The organism is Rhizobium yanglingense (assembly GCF_977109285.1).
In genome coordinates, this window is sequence record NZ_CDSAWY010000004.1 from 183,546 (window position 1) to 201,438 (window position 17,893).

Below are 17,893 nucleotides of genomic sequence, written 5' to 3' on the forward strand. Positions count from 1 at the left end.
CAGGCGTCTATGCATGAGGGGAGACGGGTTTGCAGTCCCGGGTGCGATTAGCACACCGCTGCACCGGCAGTTGTTCAAGGCCGAACCTTGCCAGGAAAGGTGAACGTCCGCGTCGCGAGCCATGCACGGACATACCGGCGGTATCGGCGAGCGGCAGCTACGGGTCGACAGCGGAAGCTGGCCTCCCCCCTTCGCGCCCCAAAAGCGGATGTTCGGCGGGACACAGCAAATCCAGCCTCGCCGGGTATTAGGGATCCGCTAGAGCGGCACGAGCTTCGAGGGCGTGAACTTTTCGATGTGGTATTTGGGCTCCGAGCCCTCCTCAAGAACGGCGATCACCACTTTCTTGCCGTCGGTCCGCACGTTGATCAGTCCATAGGTCAGGCGGTCGACGATCCACACGTCACGCTGGCCAACGTACTCGTCATCGTCGCTGGATCCCTTGAAGTGGACGCCACCCAAATCCTCGTAATCCTCGCCCTCAGGCGTGTCTGTCCGCCTCTAGGCCTTCATGTCCGTCCGCAGGCGGGCAAGAGCGAGCGTTCATGTTGTTCTCGGGGGGTAGTTCTCCTAAAAGGAGGTCTCCCACCGTTCTAGACTTCGGAGCCACAACATGCACATCGGACCGCAGCAGCGGATTTATGTCTGCTTTTTCCTGTTTGCTGTTTCGATGGGCGCTATGCTGTCGCGACTTCCGGACATTCAAGACGCTCTCCAGATTGACAAATCTGAACTCGGTTTGACGCTAATTGGAGCAGCGGTTGGCGCGTTGGTTTCATTAACGTTTTCGTCCCCCATCGTGGCCCGCCTCGGAGCACGCACCACCGCTTTTCTTACCGTGTTGGGAACGTCTGCGTGTCTTGCTCTTGTGCCTTGGGTGAGTGCCGCTCCTTTAGTTTTCGGCGTTCTTCTGTGCGAAGGACTGCTGGCAGGAGCGTTGGAGATCAATCTCAACGTCGAGATTGACCGCATCGAGGCGCAGCTTGGACGGGGCGTTATGAACCGAGCACATGGATTCTGGAGCCTTGGTTTTTTTGTCACAGCCCTGATTTCGGCCGCAGTCCGCCAGGCCGGGGTATCAATGCAGCTTCATCTCGGATTGACGTTCGGGTTTGTCCTGATCGTGGGTGCGATAGTAATCGCTGGCATGCGCAATGCCCCTGCACGAGCCGCGCTTGATCATGCGGACGCGGGACGTATCGCGCTTCCGACAGTTGCACTGCTTCCTCTTTGCGTCATAGGTATCGCCGCATTCCTGGTCGAGGGCGCGGGCATTGATTGGTCGGCGATCTACATGCGCGATGTCTTCCAATCCGAACCGTTCGTCGGAGGGCTAGGCCTCACGCTTTTCACCTTCTTCATGGCTTTGACGAGATTGTTTGCAGATCCGTTTGTTGATCGCTTCGGCTCCCGGACAGTCGCGTTGACACTGCTCCTCGTGTCAGCCGTCGGGCTTTGCGCGGTGTGGCTTGCTCCGTATCAATACATCGCCCTTGTTGGATTTGCGCTCATGGGCGGCGGTTGTAGCGTGGTATACCCCCTTGCCGTTTCTGCAGCGGCGCGGCGCTCGGACCGAGCCTCCCACCTCAATGTCGCGGCACTGGGCCAGATGTCGTTTGTCGTGTTCTTCCTCGCTCCACCGCTCCTCGGGTTTGTGGCGGAGCACGCTGGTATCAGGACGGCGTACCTTGTATGTCTGCCAGTCATACTTTCCGCTTTGATATGTGTTCGGTCCCTCTCCGCTCGCCGTCGATTGGCTGCTGCATAAAGCACTATGGAAACTGCTCCGTCGGCATATAAACTCCTGTCCAGCCATACGGCCACAAACGGCGCGGCCGCCGCTCCGTTGACAGCCCCTGCTCCGCGCCGGCGAATTCGTACGGGACACCAAACGCAAGTCCCTTGCCTGGTGGGTGCTCATCAGTCTCGGAGACACTAAACGGCAGAACTCCGGTTCGACCGTCGGTGTGTGGTCCTTAGTAGGTCTTTTGGGCTAGTTGCCTTGGCTCTTGGGTGTGACACTTTACTCGGAACAAGGAAAGTATCGAGAGACAGCCCGCTGCGTCATGCTCCAGTTGGTAAGATCGCTCGCTCGGCGCGATCCGCCGGCAAGCCAAGGAGAAGAAGATAATGACCGCGACCGACGCGCATTTCCAGGGAGACATTCCCGCGATCTACGAGCAGTTCCTCGTGCCGATCCTGTTCGAGGGGTACGCCTCGGATTTGGCGGCCCGCGTCGCGGACCGCCATCCTGAACGTGTTCTGGAAGTCGCCGCAGGATCGGGTGTGCTGACACGGGCGATGGCGACCAGGCTTGCGCCGGAGGTCCAAATCGTCGCCACCGATCTGAACCAGGCGATGCTCGATATCGCAGCGAGGAAAGGCGTTGGCCGTCAGGTCGAGTGGAAACAGGCGGACGCACTCGGGTTGCCCTTTGACAGCGCAAGTTTCGATGTTGTCGCCTGCCAGTTCGGCGTGATGTTCTTTCTGGACAAGCAGCGCGGTTATGGGCAGATACTGAGGGTGCTGAAGCCTGGAGGGACCTTTCTTTTCAACACTTGGGCCTCGCTTGCCGAAAACGAAATTGCCCGCACCGTTTCCGAGGCAATCGTCGCGGCTTTTCCCGACGACCCCACGCGTTTTCTCGAACGAACGCCGCATGGCTATTACGAGCGAGAGACGATCGAGACTGATCTTAGGCACGCGGGCTTCCGGAAAGTGACGATCGATACGATAGACATGGCCGCGCATGCCCCCTCGCCGCGCGACGTCGCCATAGCATTCTGTCGGGGTACGCCATTGAAAATGGAGATCGCCGCGCGCGCTGCCGATGACGAAAAGGCTGTTCAAGCGGTCGCCGCAGCGTTCGAACAGCGCTTTGGCAGCGGACGGATTCATGGAAACCTACGGGCTCATGTCGTCGTCGCTGAGGTTCGCTAGCGGGTGCCGGAAAATACCGGTCACTATTCCGTTCCCAGGTCGTGCTAGTCCGCTCGGAGCTCATCCACTTTGACCTCGAACTGCATCTGATCAAAGGCGGGTTCGACGTGTTCGGGCGTCTCGGCCATCACGGTGTCGTAGTCAAGCGGCGTATGCATATGCGTCAGGATCGCCCGCTTCGGCTTCAGCCGCCCGATCCAGTCGAGTGATTGCTCAAGCGACAGGTGGCTCGGATGATAGCGGTATTGCAGAGCGTCGATAATGAGGATGTCGAGGTCCTGAAGCTTTGCGACAGTCTCTGGCGGGAAGTCGCTGATATCGCTGCAATAAGCGACATCACCAATTCTAAAGCCAAGCGAATGTATGTCGCCGTGCTGCTGCAGATGCGGCCGGAATGAAATCGTGCCTCCAGCGCCGCTGATGGCGATAGGCGTCATATCCTCGATGAGGATCGGCTCGACGATCGGCGGATAATTGCTGCCGGGCGGCGTTTCGATGCAATAGCTGAAGCCCTGGCGGATGCGGTCCATGGTGAACGGATTGGCATAGATCGGCACGCGCTGCTGTGCGTTGTGGAAATAGCCGCGCAGATCGTCGATGCCGTGAATGTGGTCGGCATGCGGATGCGTGTAAAGCACAGCATCGATGTGCTGCACCTTGGCGGCAATCATCTGCTCGCGGAAATCCGATCCGGTGTCGATGACGACGGTCGTGACCCCGCCGTTGTCGTCGTATTGCTGCACCATGAAGGCTGCGCGCGTACGGCGGTTCTTCGGATTGGACGGATCGCAGGCGCCCCAATCGCCGGTAATGCGCGGCACGCCGGGCGACGACGCGCAGCCGAGAATGGTGAAGCGCCGCCGGTAGCTCACGCGGCTAGACCTTCGGCATCTTCGAGAAGAGCCGGAAAGCATTCTCGGTAGTGATCCGCGCCATCTCGGCATAGCTGACGCCGAGCGTTTCAGCGAGAACCTCGGCGGTGTTCACTACATAGGACGGCTCGTTGCGCTTGCCGCGCCAGCGCTTCGGAGCAAGGTAAGGCGCGTCGGTTTCGACCAGCAGCCGGTCGTGCGGGACTGTTTTTGCGATCGCCCGCAACTCCTCGGATTTCGGAAAGGTGAGGATGCCAGAGAAAGAAATGTAGCCGCCGAGTTCGACGCCGGTTCGGGCAAGCGCGGGACCGGCCGAGAAGCAATGGAGAATGAAGGGGAAGGCCCCCTTCCCGGTTTCCGACGTCAGGATTGCCGCCATGTCTTCATCGGCACTGCGGCTATGGATCACCAGCGGCAACTGTGTTTCGCGAGCGGCAGCGATATGGCGCAGAAAGCCTGTCTTCTGGTTCTCCGGCTTCTGCGTGTCGTAGAAGTAATCGAGCCCGGCTTCACCGATCGCGACGACCTTCTCATGTTTCTTGGCGAGGCGCACGAGATCTTCGGTCTGAATGTCGAGCTCTTCATCCGCATTGTTCGGATGCGTGCCCACCGAGCAGAAGACCGAGGGATATTTCTCGGTGATCGCGAGCAGCTTTTCGAGTTTCCGCACGCGCGTCGAGATCGTCACCATCTGCTTCACACCGGCGACATGAGCGCGCGAGACGATATCGTCTCGCTCCTCCTCGAAATCGGCGAAATCCAGATGGCAATGCGTATCGATCAGCATGGCAGACCCTCAGGTTTCCGGCGCCACATAGCGCGGGAAGACAGGCTTTGGTGCCTCCAGCGGCGTTCCGGGAACGAGGCGTCCGGCTTCGCCCAATGCCGCGAAACCGCGCTCGTCGGCGGGCGCGGCAACGAGGTCGAGCAGCTTGCCCGCCGATTCCGGCATGAACGGCTGGAGCAGGATCGCGATCTGGCGGACGACTTCGGCGGTGACATAAAGCACGGTGCCCATCCGCGCCGGATCGGTCTTCTTCAGCGCCCACGGCTCTTGGCTTGCAAAATAACGGTCGGTTTCCGAAACGACGGCGATGATGGAGGCGAGCGCCCTGTGGATCATCTGCTTGTCCATGTCCTCGCGCGTCGATGCGAGCAGCGCATCGGCCTGAGCCAGCATCGCCTTGTCCTCGTCGGTCAACGGTCCGCATTCCGGTATCGTGCCGTCGCAATTCTTGACGATCATAGATAACGAACGGCTCGCGAGATTGCCGATGCCGTTCGCAAGATCGGAATTGATCCGCGTGCCGATCGCCTCTTCGCTGTAGCTGCCGTCCTGGCCGAAGGAAACTTCGCGCAGGAAGAAATACCGCACCTGATCGAGACCGAAATGGTTCACCAGATTGACTGGATCAACGACATTGCCGAGCGACTTCGACATCTTCTCGCCCTTGTTGAGCAGGAAGCCATGCGCAAAGACCCGCTTTGGCAGTGGTAGCCTGGCCGACATCAGGAAGGCGGGCCAATAGACCGCATGGAAGCGGATGATGTCCTTGCCGATGACATGAATGTCGGCTGGCCAGTACTTCGCCCTCGGGCCGTTCGGATCCTGGAGATAGCCGGTCGCTGTGATGTAGTTGGTCAACGCGTCGACCCAGACATACATGACATGCGACGGATCGTTGGGCACCTTGATGCCCCAGTCGAAGGTCGTGCGCGAAATCGAAAGGTCCTTCAAGCCGGACTTGACGAAGGAAACCACTTCGTTGCGCCGTTCGGCAGGACCGATGAAATCGGGATTGTCTTCATAGTGCTTGAGGAGTTTGTCCTGGTATTCTGAAAGCCTGAAGAAGTAGCTTTCCTCTTCTACCCATTCGACGGGCGTGCCCTGCGGCCCGTAGCGCACGCCGTCGGCGCGGAGCTCCGTCTCGTTCTCCTGGTAGTAGGCCTCGTCGCGCACAGAGTACCAGCCGGCGTAGGAATCTTGTAGATGTCGCTGTTTTCCGCCATCAGCTTCCAGATGTCGCTGGAGGCTTCGTGGTGGCGGGGTTCCGTGGTGCGGATGAAATCGTCGTTCGAGGCATTCAGCAGCTGGGCCATCGCCTCGAACTCGCCGGAGTTGCGGTCGGCAAGCTCCTGGGCGGTAATACCCTCCGCGCGCGCCGTCTGCTGCATCTTCTGGCCGTGCTCGTCGGTGCCTGTCAGAAAGAAGACATCACGGCCATCAAGACGCTGGAAGCGCGCCATGGCGTCCGTCGCGATCAGCTCGTAGGCATGGCCGATATGCGGCTTGCCGTTCGGGTAGGAAATCGCGGTGGTAATGTAGAAGGGTGTCTTGTCTGTCATGGCGGCCATTGTGTCCGGCTTACTCTCTCGAAATATCAGCCGCTCTTAGCGCATGTCATGAAGAAGAGAAACACTAAGTTTCGAAAGCGCTTATGATTTGGCGGTTTGCCGAAACGCTGAGCTTGACTTCGCTTTCTCGCCACATTCTACGGCCTTGCGAAACCGAAGAACGGGGCGCAACCGAAGTGAGATTTCCAGCAGCGGGCAAAAGCCGTTTCTCTGTCTGTCAGAGGTCCGTCGCTTGACGTTTCTCGAAAATTTTCAGCCTCTCTATTCACTTTCCGGCTTTTTCGTCGGCGCGCTTGTCGGCATCACCGGCGTGGGCGGCGGCTCGCTGATGACGCCGCTGCTCGTCCTGTTATTCGGCGTCCATCCGACAACCGCGGTCGGAACCGACCTGCTCTATGCCGCCGTCACCAAGACGGCGGGCACGGCGGTCCATGGCATGCATGGCCGGATCAACTGGCGAGTTGTCGGTGCGCTCGGGGCGGGCAGTGTTCCGGCAGCGCTCCTGATGCTCTGGCTGATGGCAGGCGTCGACCGCGAGAGCGTCGAGGTTGCCCAATACGATTACCGCAGCGCTTGGCTGGCTACTCGTCATGACGGCCGTGATGCTTGTCTTCCGCGCGCAGATTCTCGGCTTTGCTCGCCGGGTCACTGGCGAGCGCGCCCCGCCCCGTGCGGCGGCGATTGCCGTTCTCACCGTCATCCTCGGGCTGGCTCTCGGCATCCTTGTCACACTGACATCGGTCGGTGCCGGTGCACTCGGGGTCACGATCCTGCTTGTGCTTTATCCGCGGCTGGATGTCCGCGAAATCGTCGGCTCCGATATCGTCCACGCGGTGCCGCTGACGCTCATCGGCGGCATGGGCTACTGGATCATCGGCGAGATCGACTGGCTCCTGCTTTTGGCACTGCTGGTCGGCTCGATTCCGGGCATCATCGCCGGCAGCCTCCTGGCGCCGAAGTTGCATGAACGCACCATTCGCATCGTGCTTGCGCTCACGCTCGCAATCGTCGCCTGGAAACTGCTTGCCGGCTGATCAGAGGCCCGGCTGCTTGATGTCACTGAGAATGCTGAGGATCGTCTGCTTGCGGTCGAGGTTGTAAGCGTCGGAAACGGCAAGCCGCTCGTTGATATCGGATTGCAGGCGTGCCAGCCGTTCGGCGGCGGAAAGCTCGCCTGCTTGGGCCGCGTGCCGCGCCCGGTGCATCAGGTCGTCGCTGACATGGCTCACGAAGAATTCGAATATCGTGTCACTATCCTTGCCGGACAAGGCATCCGCCAAACGATGCATTGCCTTTCGAGCCGTCGGGCCTTGAGCCGACAGGACCTCGTTGTATGCCCCGATGATCTCGCCGCCGCCGTAGTTCAGGAGCTTCAACGCCTCCCCGACGCTGCCTTTCGCGATCGATATCATCGAGGCATCGCTACCGGTTACGCCGAGATTGGCGAGTGCCGCGCCCAAGGCGCCATTATCCAGCGGCGAAAGCTTAAGCGGCAGGCACCGTGAACGGATCGTCGGCAGAAGCTTTCCCGGCGCATGCGACAGCACGAGGAAAAGCGCGCGTTTGGGCGGCTCTTCCAGAATTTTCAGGATGGCGTTGGCCCCATTGCGGTTCATATCGTCTGCCGGATCGATGATGACGATGCGCCAGTTTCCTGTTCCGGAGGTCTGCGAGAAGAAGCGTCCGGCGCGCCGCACTTCGTCCACCGTGATCGCCGACTTCACCTTGCCTGTCTTCTCGTCAACGGGACGCGAAAGATAGAGAAGATTATGCGACGCCCCCGAAGCGATCTGGCGGCTGACGGCAGAGGCCGCATCAGGATCGCCGATCGTTGCGGGCGCCGTTGCCGGATCGGGATTCGACAGAACGTAGTTTGCAAAGCGAAAAGCGAGGGTTGCCTTCCCAATCCCCTCCGGCCCCTCGATCAGGACCGCGTGATGGCCCTTGCCCGAGCGATAGGATTGGGAAAGAAAAGCCTGGGCTTCGTCATGCCCGAAGAGTTTCGTGTTTTCAGCCGGCCAGATGGCGCCGTCCAGAAGCCCCGGCCGCTCGTCACTCATGCGCGGCCTCCGGCATCTTGGCGACGGCAACGGGCCCAAGAAGCTGATTGACGATCGCAAGAATTTCCGCGGCAATTGACTCTTCGTCCTGCGTCGCGTTGACGACGTGGCACCGCTCCGGTTCGCGCGCGGCTATGTCGAGATAGGCTTCGCGGCGCTTTTCGTGCGTCTCAAGTTCTTCCTTTTCGAAACGGTCCGGTCGGTCCGCCGTCGCCGCACTGCGCTTCTTTGCTCGCTCCAGACCAAGCCTTGCCGGAATGTCGAGGATCAGCGTGCAATCTGGTACGACGCCGTTGACGGCGATCCGCTGCAGCGTCTCGATGAAGTCCGCCTCGAGATTGCCCGTCACGCCTTGATAGACGCGCGAGGAATCCATGAACCGGTCGCACAGCACGATCTTGCCCTGGAGAAGCGCCGGGCGAATGACCGCTTCGACGTGATCGTTGCGGGCTGCGGCGAAGAGAATGGCTTCCATGCGCGTGCCGAAGGCTTCCGCGCTACCGGATAACAGCACGTGGCGCACGGCTTCCGCACCAGGCGACCCGCCGGGTTCCCGCGTCAGCAGAACCTCATGGCCGCGCGCCCTCAGCGCTTCCGCCAGCCGCCGAATCTGGGCGGATTTCCCAGCCCCTTCCCCGCCTTCAAACGTAACGAACAATCCCGTACCGGATGACAATGACACATTCCCGTATTCTTCAGCGCCCGCGCCACCGGGCTTTCTTCTTATCTATCCGAAGACAGGGCCAAGCGAAACCTTCAGGCTGGCCGCCTTCGGGTCCTTCCCCGGCAATTTAGGCAATGAATATGGCGATCAGGTGGGCTCGGCCTTGTCCCAGAGCCACGAGAAGAACAGCGATTCGCCGAGTTCCAGAAGCGCGTCGACCGCCCGGCTCGTCAGCGAACCCTGCTCGACGCCATGGGCGGTGTAAAGTGGCACCTCGCGCAACACGCGGCCGCCCGCCGATATGACCAGCGTGCCCGCTTCGGCATCGGTCGCAACGGGCGCCATCAGCGGCCAGCGGTAAACGATCCGCGCCGAGAGCCTGTCAGGATTGCTTACCGGAATGTAGACGCTGACAGCCCCCTTCGCGACGAGGTCCACTTTTCCGGCCTGGCCGCCATAGACGCTGGCCGCGCCGACGATTTCCTCGTCAGCGAAAAGCTGCCGGTCCTCGAAGGCCGTCTGCCCCCATTCCAGGATGCGCTTTGCCTCCTCGGTCCGCTCCTTGTCGGAAGCAATGCCGCCGAGCGCCAGGAAGAGCCGCTTTCCATCTCGCTCCGCCGAGGTGACGATCGAATATCCCTCGCCCTCTGCAAAGCCGGTCGCCAGTCCGTCCGCGCCAAGTCCAAGGCCGAGCAAAGGGTTGCGGTTGCGCTGGAAAATCCTGTTCCACTCGAAATCGGGCTGCGCGAAATAATGATAATATTCGGGATAGGATTGCTGCAGATCGATCGCAAGCGTCACCAAGTCACGCGCCGATACCTTGCTCTTGCCGTCCGGCAGGCCGGTCGAGTTTCCGAAGACCGTTTTCGGCATGCCGAGCACCTCCGCCCGCCGCGTCATTGCGGCAGCGAAATTGCCCTCCGTGCCGCTCATGCCCTCCGCAAGGACGATGCATCCGTCGTTGGCACCCTGGATGGCGACGCCCTTGATCAAGTCCTCGACACGGATGCGGGATTTCAGCACGGCAAACATCGTTGCCGTCCGCGACGGAGCACCTCCCGTCCGCCAGGCATATTCGGAAACCGGATATTCGGTGTCGAGCGTGATCTCGCCCTTCTTCAACGAGCCGAAGACCAGATCCATCGTCATCAGCTTTGCGAGCGAGGCGGGTGAAAAACTCTGCTCCTCGTTCTTTGCAAGCAGCACCGTTCCGGTGGATGCCTCGATCATGTAGGCCTGTGCGGCCTTGGTTACAAAGCCGGCGGGCGCGGTTTCGGCAGCGTAGGATGGCGAAGCGAAGGGCAGAAGGCACGCGCAAAGACGAAGCAGACGCTTCAACATCGAGGCTCCATAGGATCGAAGGTTCGACTCCGGAGGTTAGAGGCAGCGCGCGCTGCGCGCAATCGCTTCCAATCAGGGCGCGATCTGTTTTGCCTGCTGGCGCTTGAGGGAGGCGAGGATCGAATCCTGCGTCAGCCCGTCATTGCGGACCAGGACGGCGTCGAACGCAAGCTCTACGGTCACCGTCTTCACGTCCTCGTCCTGGTAGCCCATCGCGAGCGAACCGCCCTGCCCGTAAACATATGGACGCTCATAGGGAACGGGTCCGATTTCCGGAAGCACGACCATCTGCCCGAAGTCCTGTCCTGAGTTTCCGAGAACGGGAGCTGGTGTCGCCACCGGTGCCGCATTGTAACGAGCGCTCGGCGTCGAGCCGCCATAGGCCGTCGCAGACATCGGCACCGGCACACGCGATTGGTCCACGGTCAAAGTCCCAAGGCTCTGCAGCTGATCGCCGGTGATCCGCTTGCTGTTCGATGCCACCATCACCCCGGTTGCGATCTGACCTCCCGGATTGACGCTTGGAATCCGGCTTCCCTTCGGCACGTAGGACGCCATGAGGTAAGGCATGTCGTGCCCGTCCATGCGCGCCTTGCCGACATACTGCACGCGCACCTTGCCGGTGCCGCTGTGCTGCAGGTCGAGCATGTCCGCCGTCTTGTTGGAAAGATCGATGATGCGGCCTTCATGATAAGGGCCGCGGTCGTTGACGCGCACGACCACCGACGAGCCGTTTTCGAGATTTGTGACACGTGCGTAGCTTGGCAAAGGGAAAGTCGGATGCGCCGCGGAAAGATGCATCTGGTCGTAGACTTCGCCGTTTGCCGTCAACCGGCCGTGAAATGCGGAGCCATACCACGAGGCTACGCCCACCTTGTTATAGGCGAAGTCCTCCTTGGGATAATACCACTTGCCCCTGACCTCATAAGGGTTGCCAACGATATAGCGCCCGCCCCCCTTCGGTATGTTGGCGCCACTGGCAACGCGCGGGCTGGCTTTGACGCCATATTCTTTTTCGGAGAAATATTCCTTGCCGTGAGCGCGCTTCTTTGGCGCCTGCGAAGTCGTACCGCAAGCCGTGACGGTGGCGCACATCAACGCCAACGCCAGCCACCGCGTACCCGTTGCGAAAGAGGTCGCCCCGTATTCCAGTCTCATATGTCCCACGCCGCCCAAGATCGTATGGTTAAGAACCTGCCCGACAACGGGCCAGTCATGCCTACGCCCACTCACCTAACGAGACTTTAACTCGGCGGCCATCATGGCGAATTTGCGAATGATTTCGCGGTGATAGAAACAATTTTAATGATCATGGTTTACAAACCCCTAACGGCGCATCGCGCAATCGTCATCCAACCGGGTCTTCCGGCAGCAGACTTTGCGCCCGACCCTTGCATTGGCCATATCCTTTGCGCCATAAGGCGCGCAAGGAAGAGTGTCCGAGTGATTTAAGGAACCCGTCTTGAAATTCGGTTGCCGCCGTCCCTCCTCGTTTGTTCTTATGGTAGCGACAGCGTTGTATTGATGTTCTTGTGATGCCGGCATCTCTGAGCTCAGGTAGATCGCAAAGCACACTCCGATACATGAGTATATGGGTAGCACAACCTCCGTATAATTTCGCCGGGTGCGGTCGCTTGATAGAGTTCTAACAGCCTATCGGCCAACTTCCCGGTGAGGCGTTAGGCAGCGCCCGGTGTCTCTCCCCCATTATTCACCGGGTCAGCGGGTATCGCATCCGCATTGACCGTCTCGTCAGCCCCGAGGCGGTCTTTTTTGGGCTTTCCTCTCCTGTCACCCTGCGGCTGCCTTCCACGGTTCGACATCCTTGCCTGCCGGCAGAAAGCCGCTGATCAGTTCTGCGCGGGTCCAGTCGTCGAGGGACGGTAGAAGCACAGTGCCTCTGCTGCCCTGTCCCTCTCGTCACTGAGGGTTTACGTCATGGCCTCGTCGTCCGGCCATGTCTCCTCTGGCAGATCGTTAGTCCAGCACAGCGTACTTGTGCGCGTCAATCAGCATCCGGACAGTCGAGAGATCATCTAAGCCTTCTGCCGTCGCTGGGATGGCAACAGGAAGCAATGCGGGAACGGAACTATGTCCGCATTGACGTTGATAAGCCCACAGCCGGGCAGTGAGGCTGCTTCTGACCTCAGCGCCGATTGCATTGGACTTCGGCCGTGCAGCCCTGTCAGAAAACACCATGCGAGCCTACAGAAGCGACTGGGACGATTTCCGGTTTTGGGAGCGGCAAGAGGCAAAAGCGCCATGGCGCAGGCACGCCTAGGTGATCGAAACATCGCTTCACTCTTGGATGGGTGCGCTTTCCCTCGCGTAGCAGCTCCAGTGCCGCCACGTCCCCGTGGATCACCATCTCCAGCGCTGGTGCCGAAATGTCCATCGGAGCGCCAGGCTTAGCTTGTCGGCCAATACCGAACTCCTTGCACCAGTTCCGGAGCGTCTTCTCGTCGCGACCGGTGCGATGCACTGCCGTCTTGAGGTTTATGATCTCGTCCGGCCGCATGAGGATCGGCCAGGGTCCTAGCCCGTCGGCTGCCAGAAGATCGCTCCCCGAGAAAAAGCATTTCGTTCATGCTGCAACCTCGCCACGCTGGATGAATTGGCTTATGTGAGACAGAAGCGCCCGCAGGGCGGAAAGCTGGATAGAATGCATATAAACTGGTCGAAGCCGGTAACCCTCGCTCTCGAAGGACCGGACCAATGGGTTGTCATCCACACCACCCAGGCGGCTGCCTGGGCGTTGATTGAAGACTGGCCGACCGACGACGGCGCCGCACTGGACAGGGCATGCGCGATTTGCGCGGATGTCATGGCTGGGAAACGCAACAGAGAGGAAGCCCGACAAGCGTTCATCGATGCTGCGATCGAGGCTGGAATTCCTATCAAGGAATGAGGCCATCATGCGGGACCTCGCTTCCGCTCAAATTGCCAGCCGGACGACTCTCGCCGGTTCTGGATACTGCGGGTCTTTGTCAGGCATATTCCGGACGATGATCGGCACGAGGTCGATGATCTCGGCTGAGGCTCGGGCCGGCGGCTTCGCCTGCCCTGCTGGCGGCCCTCTGTGGGCTGCGAAGAGGCGAGATACTTGCGCTCCGCTGGCAGGATGTCGATCTGGGGAATGCCGCTCTGGCGGTCAGGGAGAGCGCAGAGCAGGTCGGGAACAGAAGGCAAGGCGCGCACTGTGGCCCTCTCCTTGACCGTTTTGGAGGAATTGAAGCGGCACCGTCTCGCCCAGGCAGAAGAAGGTATGCGACCCGACGAAAATTCATTCGTGGTGGCCAAATCGACGGCAAGCCGCTGAAGCCCGTTTCGCTGACCGACGAATGGACGAGGCTGCTCGCCAAGACCTCGCTGCGTGGAATTCGTTTCCATGATCTCCGGCACTTTCATGCAACGCAGGTTCTTGCCGCCGGCGTGCATCCGAAGATTGCCAGTGAGCCGCTTGGACACTCGACGATCGGCATCACATTGGATCTTTATTCGCATGTCATGCGAGGCATGCAGGCAAATGCTGCGGAGCAAGTTGACGCTGCGATCAAAGCTGCTAAAAAGCCAGCCGTCGAGTGATTGGGTAGAAAATCGGTAGCAGTGATCGATTGCGAGCTATCAACAGAACGTTAGAAAGCTTAACCAAATCAATCAGATGGAAGAGTGTCCGAGTGGTTTAAGGAACCGGTCTTGAAATTTAGAATCAAGCGTTCCTTAATTATTTGAAAATAAAAGGAAATACCGCCGATGAGGCGTGAATTTCGGCATAATTTCGGCATTTGCGCGAAAAATAATGCCGAATTGGGCGCAAGCCCAATGGATGGGTGGCCGAGTGGTTTAAGGCAACGGTCTTGAAAACCGTCGTGCGGGGAACCGTACCGTGGGTTCGAATCCCACCCCATCCGCCAGTTTTAACATGTGTCCATACCGGAGACATCGGTAACAAAACGTACCTAACACATAGGTGACAACCTCGTGCCGAACGGGTTGTCGATGGTTTGCAAAGTTCTCAGCTCCAGATCGATATACGCCGGAGGCCCGCTTGCCCCGGCCGCCGAGCGATTGCTGTAGCAGTCCCAAGTCGGACTGCCCTGCTCGTCGAGCACGACCGTTTCACCATCGAGAACCCCGGTCGCCACGCCGAGCTGCTTGGCCGGCCCGCTCGATCGCCGGAAAGCGATGCGTCCAGTCATGCCCGCCCCAGTTGATTTCGTAAACCCGCTGCTCGCCCCTCGGCGGCTCGATGCTTGAAAAGCGTAAGGCATCGGTCGATGCCGTCCGGCATGGGATCGAGGGGACGGTTCGGCTGGCCGGACCGCGTGGTTTTGTGGCTCTGGTACGGACACTTTGCGGCGTCTTTGGCGAGGAGAGACTTTTTCGGCTTCTGAGGAGCTTTTGTCATCCCCTCTGTCCGTCAGACAATTCCTAAAAAGTCCATTGGAGGAAAGCTTGCTTAGACATGGTCCGCGGTCGTACTATCTACGTTTCGCGAGCCTGCCCCTGCGCTCAGCCGAGGTAAGGCCCGGCGAGATAGGGAGGTTTGTCATGAGAGTTGCATCGATATTCGCAGCCGGCTTGATCGGATTATGCGGGATGGCCTCCTTTGCTGCGGCAGAGGGTGGACACACAATGGTCACTCCCGATGATGTCAAGTGGGGGCCGGCCCCCAAGGTGCTTCCCCCTGGAGCAGAGGCGGCGGTCCTGTTCGGCGATCCCAGTAAGGAAGGCCTGTTTGCCCTCCGGCTCAAGGTGCCGTCGGGCTATGCGGTGGCGCCGCACACGCATCCCGTGCATGAAGTGGTCACAGTCGTATCAGGGACTATCAATCTCGGGATGGGCGAAACCGCCGATCCAAGCGCTGCGAAGGCACTGCCTGCAGGCAGTTTCATCGCGTTGCCGCCGGGCATGGCGCATTTCGCTCGCTTCGACGAACCGACGGTGATCCAAATTACGACTACTGGTCCATGGGCCATCAAGTATGTTAACCCGGCGGACGATCCTCAGAAGTCGCAATAGCGCCAGCCGCTGCATTTATGTCTCAACAGCGGCAAGGACGACTAGCCTTGATGGGAAGGAATAGCGGGCCCGGAGGGCGGGCCTGATGTGCTTTCAAGTTACTCGACGACCTCGATAGTTCCCCTGCTGCATGTACTATGGCTTGAGGAGAAAGCGCGATCACGCTCTGGTGACGGTGAAGGCAGGGGCTATTTCCACGTTATTCCGCCCAAGGAGCATGGCTGCCTTTCGCCACGGTCGTCAGCCGTTGTAGGCGGGTATGCCCGTTTTAGCTATCTCACTGAGATCATGCCGCGTCCTTGTTTCCGTCATAAGCGCCTGTACACTTTTTCTCGGAACAGACTTCATGGCTATCCGTTGAAATGATCGCCAACGGAGATTGCATTACATGAGCTCGGACATCTGGGAACGCAGCATCGAGTTGATCGACTGCGACGATCATTTCCGCACCGTAAAAAATACGAGAGAAGCTGTTGAGTTTCTGATGACGTCCTGGTCCGGTCACAAAGGCCCCGCATATGCGGCAGCTCGGAAGGCCTGTCTGCGAGCCCTCGAGGGCAAAAAGCCGGATATAGATCCTCAGGCCGCTTTCATCGCAGCAGCAGCGGAATTCTGGTATTCTGAGGGCCAACTGAAATATTCGCAGCCTGCTCTCGCAGCTCCGGCGTGCGGTTCCGCGTATCGCTGGTGCATCCATTTATTTTAAGGGGATGGCGCCCAATTGTACGAATAGTTGCAGAGGCGCGCCAATCGCCTCCGGGGCGGCATGGCGGGGCAACGCCATTCCGCCGCCCGCCATAGGCGACGAAATCAGCGCCATTACGGTTCGCGGCTCCAGCATGACCGAACAGCGCGGCTGCCCGCCGCGCCAGTCGCCGCGAATGTCCACCGGATAGTTCATTCACTCGATCTGATCTCCGGCAGAAAGCGCGGCTTCAGGACGTCGCGTATGAAGGCGGCAGCGGCCGCGACGATGGCCCGCTTCTCCGCCGGACCCATTGCTGCGGACATACGTCGAACGTCGCCCTGTCGGCAAACGTTTCCGAACCATTGCTGAACCCTCTCGCTATACGGTTCTCCGCGCCATCCGAAGCCAGAGGGCTTTCGTAGTACTCATCTTGACCATCGGTATTGTCCAACCAAAGGCACGCCGTGGCGGGCATTCCCTGCTCTGGGTTTCACCAGACAGCAAAAACGTCGATCTGCTTTGCCACGCCGCCCGCATCCCTATATCTTACGATATCCGGACTCATTGACGCCCTATAAGGGTTGTATGTCCTTGAGCGCTTGGCGGGCGCTCGGATTTGGAGCGGGTCGTAGCGTCGGCGGGGGCGCAAGCTTCGACCCGCTCTTTCTTTCCATCAACGGAGCGCGCCTATGTTTTGGGATTTCATCACGATCGCAGCGATCTTCGGCGCTTTCTTTATTGTGCGAGAGGCACAAACCGTGCTCGCGAAAGCCCGCCTGTCGAACTGGCGCAGCTTCACCTTCCGGTAAACGGACAAGGAAGCGACAACCTGAAAACAGGATTCTTGAGGAGGCTGGTTGCTTTTCCGCCCATCCCGCGTGTCCTCGTTTTACTACCTGCGGCCGCCGCCAACTACCGACCGGACAATGGCTGCACACTGGATTATCCGCAATCTGTGCTGAAGAATGGCAGCTTCAAGCTCGACAAGGAGAAAGGCTCCGGTTCGGAGAGCATAGCGCTCACCCCGAATATCGATGTGAGCGTCGAAAGCGGCGGCTGCGAGTATTCGACGAGGACTTACCGCTTCTCTGTCGTCCTGACAGCCGATGAAAATCAGACATCAGGCATTGAATATGTGAAAGCGGTCGAGCTACTTGCCGTGCTGGAGCGTCGCAAGGAATTGGCGCTGGATTTTTCCGGCGCCCGTAAAGCGCTCCAATCCTATATAGCCCTGGTTGTAGAACCGAAGCTGGGAGAGCAGCTGTATACTCGCAACGACACCGAGAATCAGTTTTCAGAGAAAGTCTGGATCGAAGCCGATCGCGGCGCGGAGCCCACGCTTATCGCGGTGACGTTGTCCAGCGGTCCGTATTAGAGACAGCCGTTTTTAATTCAAACTTCGCAGTTAACCGCCTGTTAATATTTAGCTTGCCCCGCAAAGCGAATGATCTATTCTCCAGAATCACAGGGCTGCGTAGAAATGTGCAACGAGAGTTCGAGAACACCGCCGGGTTTTGCTGTTCCTGCCCTCCCCGGCCTGTTTCTTTGTTGATAGCTTGTCCATTTCACATGCCGGTAACACTGCTGCTACCCTGATCCGGCAAGGAACGTTTCTGCAGGTTTTGCGTTCATTTTGTTGCTTCTCTAGGAGGGAGATCACCATGGAAGGCGAAGGCGTAGGTTGGATTGCGGCGATCATCATCGGCGGTATCGCCGGCTGGCTCGCGGAAAAATTCATGCACAGCAATATGGGGCTGCTCATGAATATCGTTCTCGGCATTGTCGGCGCGATCGTTGCCAATTTCATTCTCGGCGTCCTGAACATCCATCCGCTCGTAGGCTGGCTCGGATACCTGATCACCGGTTTCGTCGGCGCCTGCATTCTTATTGCGCTCGGACGCCTTGTGAGACGCTGATTTCAATCGCGCAAAAGCCGGGACTACAACTCCCG

At 59.3% G+C, this 17,893-nt stretch carries 18 protein-coding genes, 1 tRNA gene and 2 pseudogenes; 10 read left to right on the forward strand and 11 right to left on the reverse strand.

The window, feature by feature from the left end:
• Positions 1-258: 258 nt before the first annotated feature.
• Positions 259-462 (reverse strand): hypothetical protein, encoded by a 204-nt coding sequence (locus ACW4PC_RS05755; protein ID WP_455873130.1) that lies wholly within the window; start codon positions 460-462, stop codon positions 259-261.
• A 151-nt stretch (positions 463-613) separates the two neighbouring features.
• On the opposite strand from ACW4PC_RS05755, the gene ACW4PC_RS05760 reads away from it, so the two are divergent.
• Both ACW4PC_RS05760 and ACW4PC_RS05765 read left to right on the forward strand, forming a co-directional pair.
• Positions 614-1,768, forward strand: coding sequence for an MFS transporter (locus ACW4PC_RS05760; protein ID WP_455873131.1), 1,155 nt, complete (start codon positions 614-616; stop codon positions 1,766-1,768).
• A gap of 362 nt (positions 1,769-2,130) precedes the next feature.
• Positions 2,131-2,940 (forward strand): class I SAM-dependent methyltransferase, encoded by an 810-nt coding sequence (locus ACW4PC_RS05765; RefSeq protein WP_455873132.1) that lies wholly within the window; start codon positions 2,131-2,133, stop codon positions 2,938-2,940.
• A 44-nt stretch (positions 2,941-2,984) separates the two neighbouring features.
• Here the strand turns inward: ACW4PC_RS05765 and ACW4PC_RS05770 are convergent, their stop codons facing one another.
• The 3 genes and pseudogenes from ACW4PC_RS05770 to metG all read right to left on the reverse strand — a co-directional run bounded on the left by ACW4PC_RS05770 (position 2,985) and on the right by metG (position 6,158).
• A complete protein-coding gene (locus ACW4PC_RS05770; protein WP_455873133.1) occupies positions 2,985-3,812 on the reverse strand; it encodes an MBL fold metallo-hydrolase in 828 nt (275 codons plus the stop codon).
• A 4-nt stretch (positions 3,813-3,816) separates the two neighbouring features.
• Entirely contained in the window at positions 3,817-4,599 is a 783-nt protein-coding gene (locus ACW4PC_RS05775; protein WP_455873134.1) for a TatD family hydrolase, read from the reverse strand.
• Positions 4,600-4,608: 9 nt separating this feature from the next.
• Positions 4,609-6,158: pseudogene (gene metG / locus ACW4PC_RS05780) on the reverse strand (methionine--tRNA ligase).
• 241 nt (positions 6,159-6,399) lie between these two features.
• Here metG and ACW4PC_RS05785 point away from each other — a divergent pair.
• A pseudogene (locus ACW4PC_RS05785) lies at positions 6,400-7,201 on the forward strand (sulfite exporter TauE/SafE family protein).
• Here ACW4PC_RS05785 and ACW4PC_RS05790 read toward each other — a convergent pair.
• The 5 genes from ACW4PC_RS05790 to ACW4PC_RS05810 form a co-directional block, all read right to left on the reverse strand.
• Positions 7,202-8,227, reverse strand: a complete 1,026-nt coding sequence (locus tag ACW4PC_RS05790) for a DNA polymerase III subunit delta' (protein WP_455873135.1) — start codon at positions 8,225-8,227, stop codon at positions 7,202-7,204.
• The gene (gene tmk, locus ACW4PC_RS05795) at positions 8,220-8,903 is read right to left on the reverse strand and encodes a dTMP kinase (protein ID WP_455873136.1); all 684 of its coding nucleotides are present in this window, start codon (positions 8,901-8,903) and stop codon (positions 8,220-8,222) included. Before tmk ends, ACW4PC_RS05790 begins: the two co-directional genes overlap by 8 nt.
• Positions 8,904-9,038: 135 nt before the next feature.
• Complete coding sequence (locus ACW4PC_RS05800) at positions 9,039-10,232, reverse strand: D-alanyl-D-alanine carboxypeptidase family protein (protein ID WP_455873137.1); 1,194 nt, start codon at positions 10,230-10,232, stop codon at positions 9,039-9,041.
• Between the two features lie 72 nt (positions 10,233-10,304).
• Positions 10,305-11,390: a septal ring lytic transglycosylase RlpA family protein gene (locus tag ACW4PC_RS05805; protein WP_455873138.1), complete on the reverse strand. Its 1,086-nt coding sequence runs from the start codon at positions 11,388-11,390 to the stop codon at positions 10,305-10,307.
• A 1,027-nt stretch (positions 11,391-12,417) separates the two neighbouring features.
• Entirely contained in the window at positions 12,418-12,750 is a 333-nt protein-coding gene (locus ACW4PC_RS05810) for a hypothetical protein (RefSeq protein ID WP_455873139.1), read from the reverse strand.
• Positions 12,751-12,894: 144 nt separating this feature from the next.
• On the opposite strand from ACW4PC_RS05810, the gene ACW4PC_RS05815 reads away from it, so the two are divergent.
• From ACW4PC_RS05815 to ACW4PC_RS05825, 3 genes are all read left to right on the forward strand, one after another.
• Positions 12,895-13,140: a DUF982 domain-containing protein gene (locus ACW4PC_RS05815; RefSeq protein WP_455873140.1), complete on the forward strand. Its 246-nt coding sequence runs from the start codon at positions 12,895-12,897 to the stop codon at positions 13,138-13,140.
• Positions 13,141-13,298: 158 nt separating this feature from the next.
• Positions 13,299-13,817 carry a site-specific integrase gene (locus tag ACW4PC_RS05820; RefSeq protein WP_455873615.1) on the forward strand — a complete coding sequence of 173 codons (519 nt, stop codon included), beginning with the start codon at positions 13,299-13,301 and terminating at the stop codon, positions 13,815-13,817.
• 239 nt (positions 13,818-14,056) lie between these two features.
• Positions 14,057-14,146: transfer RNA gene (locus ACW4PC_RS05825), tRNA-Ser, on the forward strand.
• A 45-nt stretch (positions 14,147-14,191) separates the two neighbouring features.
• Here ACW4PC_RS05825 and ACW4PC_RS05830 read toward each other — a convergent pair.
• Positions 14,192-14,431: a hypothetical protein gene (locus tag ACW4PC_RS05830; protein ID WP_455873659.1), complete on the reverse strand. Its 240-nt coding sequence runs from the start codon at positions 14,429-14,431 to the stop codon at positions 14,192-14,194.
• A 352-nt stretch (positions 14,432-14,783) separates the two neighbouring features.
• Between ACW4PC_RS05830 and ACW4PC_RS05835 the strand changes: the two genes are divergently transcribed.
• On the forward strand, positions 14,784-15,254 hold the full coding sequence (locus tag ACW4PC_RS05835; protein WP_455873141.1) for a cupin domain-containing protein: 471 nt from the start codon (positions 14,784-14,786) through the stop codon (positions 15,252-15,254).
• Positions 15,255-15,642: 388 nt separating this feature from the next.
• Positions 15,643-15,960 (forward strand): DUF982 domain-containing protein, encoded by a 318-nt coding sequence (locus ACW4PC_RS05840; protein WP_455873142.1) that lies wholly within the window; start codon positions 15,643-15,645, stop codon positions 15,958-15,960.
• Here ACW4PC_RS05840 and ACW4PC_RS05845 read toward each other — a convergent pair.
• Positions 15,952-16,155 carry a hypothetical protein gene (locus ACW4PC_RS05845; RefSeq protein WP_455873143.1) on the reverse strand — a complete coding sequence of 68 codons (204 nt, stop codon included), beginning with the start codon at positions 16,153-16,155 and terminating at the stop codon, positions 15,952-15,954. The genes ACW4PC_RS05840 and ACW4PC_RS05845 overlap by 9 nt on opposite strands.
• A 403-nt stretch (positions 16,156-16,558) precedes the next feature.
• On the opposite strand from ACW4PC_RS05845, the gene ACW4PC_RS05850 reads away from it, so the two are divergent.
• Together ACW4PC_RS05850 and ACW4PC_RS05855 are read left to right on the forward strand one after the other, a co-directional pair.
• Complete coding sequence (locus tag ACW4PC_RS05850; protein ID WP_455873144.1) at positions 16,559-17,317, forward strand: hypothetical protein; 759 nt, start codon at positions 16,559-16,561, stop codon at positions 17,315-17,317.
• 286 nt (positions 17,318-17,603) lie between these two features.
• The gene (locus tag ACW4PC_RS05855; RefSeq protein WP_074068156.1) at positions 17,604-17,858 is read left to right on the forward strand and encodes a GlsB/YeaQ/YmgE family stress response membrane protein; all 255 of its coding nucleotides are present in this window, start codon (positions 17,604-17,606) and stop codon (positions 17,856-17,858) included.
• Positions 17,859-17,893 lie beyond the last annotated feature (35 nt).

Bases quoted from the DNA above. Each gene is read 5' to 3' on its own strand.
- ACW4PC_RS05760 (WP_455873131.1), top strand. From the start codon at position 614: ATGCACATCGGACCGCAGCAGCGGATTTATGTCTGCTTTTTCCTGTTT.
- ACW4PC_RS05765 (WP_455873132.1), top strand. From the start codon at position 2,131: ATGACCGCGACCGACGCGCATTTCCAGGGAGACATTCCCGCGATCTAC.
- ACW4PC_RS05775 (WP_455873134.1), bottom strand. From the start codon at position 4,599: ATGCTGATCGATACGCATTGCCATCTGGATTTCGCCGATTTCGAGGAG.
- ACW4PC_RS05790 (WP_455873135.1), bottom strand. From the start codon at position 8,227: ATGAGTGACGAGCGGCCGGGGCTTCTGGACGGCGCCATCTGGCCGGCT.
- ACW4PC_RS05800 (WP_455873137.1), bottom strand. From the start codon at position 10,232: ATGTTGAAGCGTCTGCTTCGTCTTTGCGCGTGCCTTCTGCCCTTCGCT.
- ACW4PC_RS05805 (WP_455873138.1), bottom strand. From the start codon at position 11,390: ATGAGACTGGAATACGGGGCGACCTCTTTCGCAACGGGTACGCGGTGG.
- ACW4PC_RS05810 (WP_455873139.1), bottom strand. From the start codon at position 12,750: ATGCGGCCGGACGAGATCATAAACCTCAAGACGGCAGTGCATCGCACC.
- ACW4PC_RS05815 (WP_455873140.1), top strand. From the start codon at position 12,895: ATGCATATAAACTGGTCGAAGCCGGTAACCCTCGCTCTCGAAGGACCG.
- ACW4PC_RS05830 (WP_455873659.1), bottom strand. From the start codon at position 14,431: ATGACTGGACGCATCGCTTTCCGGCGATCGAGCGGGCCGGCCAAGCAG.
- ACW4PC_RS05835 (WP_455873141.1), top strand. From the start codon at position 14,784: ATGAGAGTTGCATCGATATTCGCAGCCGGCTTGATCGGATTATGCGGG.
- ACW4PC_RS05840 (WP_455873142.1), top strand. From the start codon at position 15,643: ATGAGCTCGGACATCTGGGAACGCAGCATCGAGTTGATCGACTGCGAC.
- ACW4PC_RS05845 (WP_455873143.1), bottom strand. From the start codon at position 16,155: ATGAACTATCCGGTGGACATTCGCGGCGACTGGCGCGGCGGGCAGCCG.
- ACW4PC_RS05855 (WP_074068156.1), top strand. From the start codon at position 17,604: ATGGAAGGCGAAGGCGTAGGTTGGATTGCGGCGATCATCATCGGCGGT.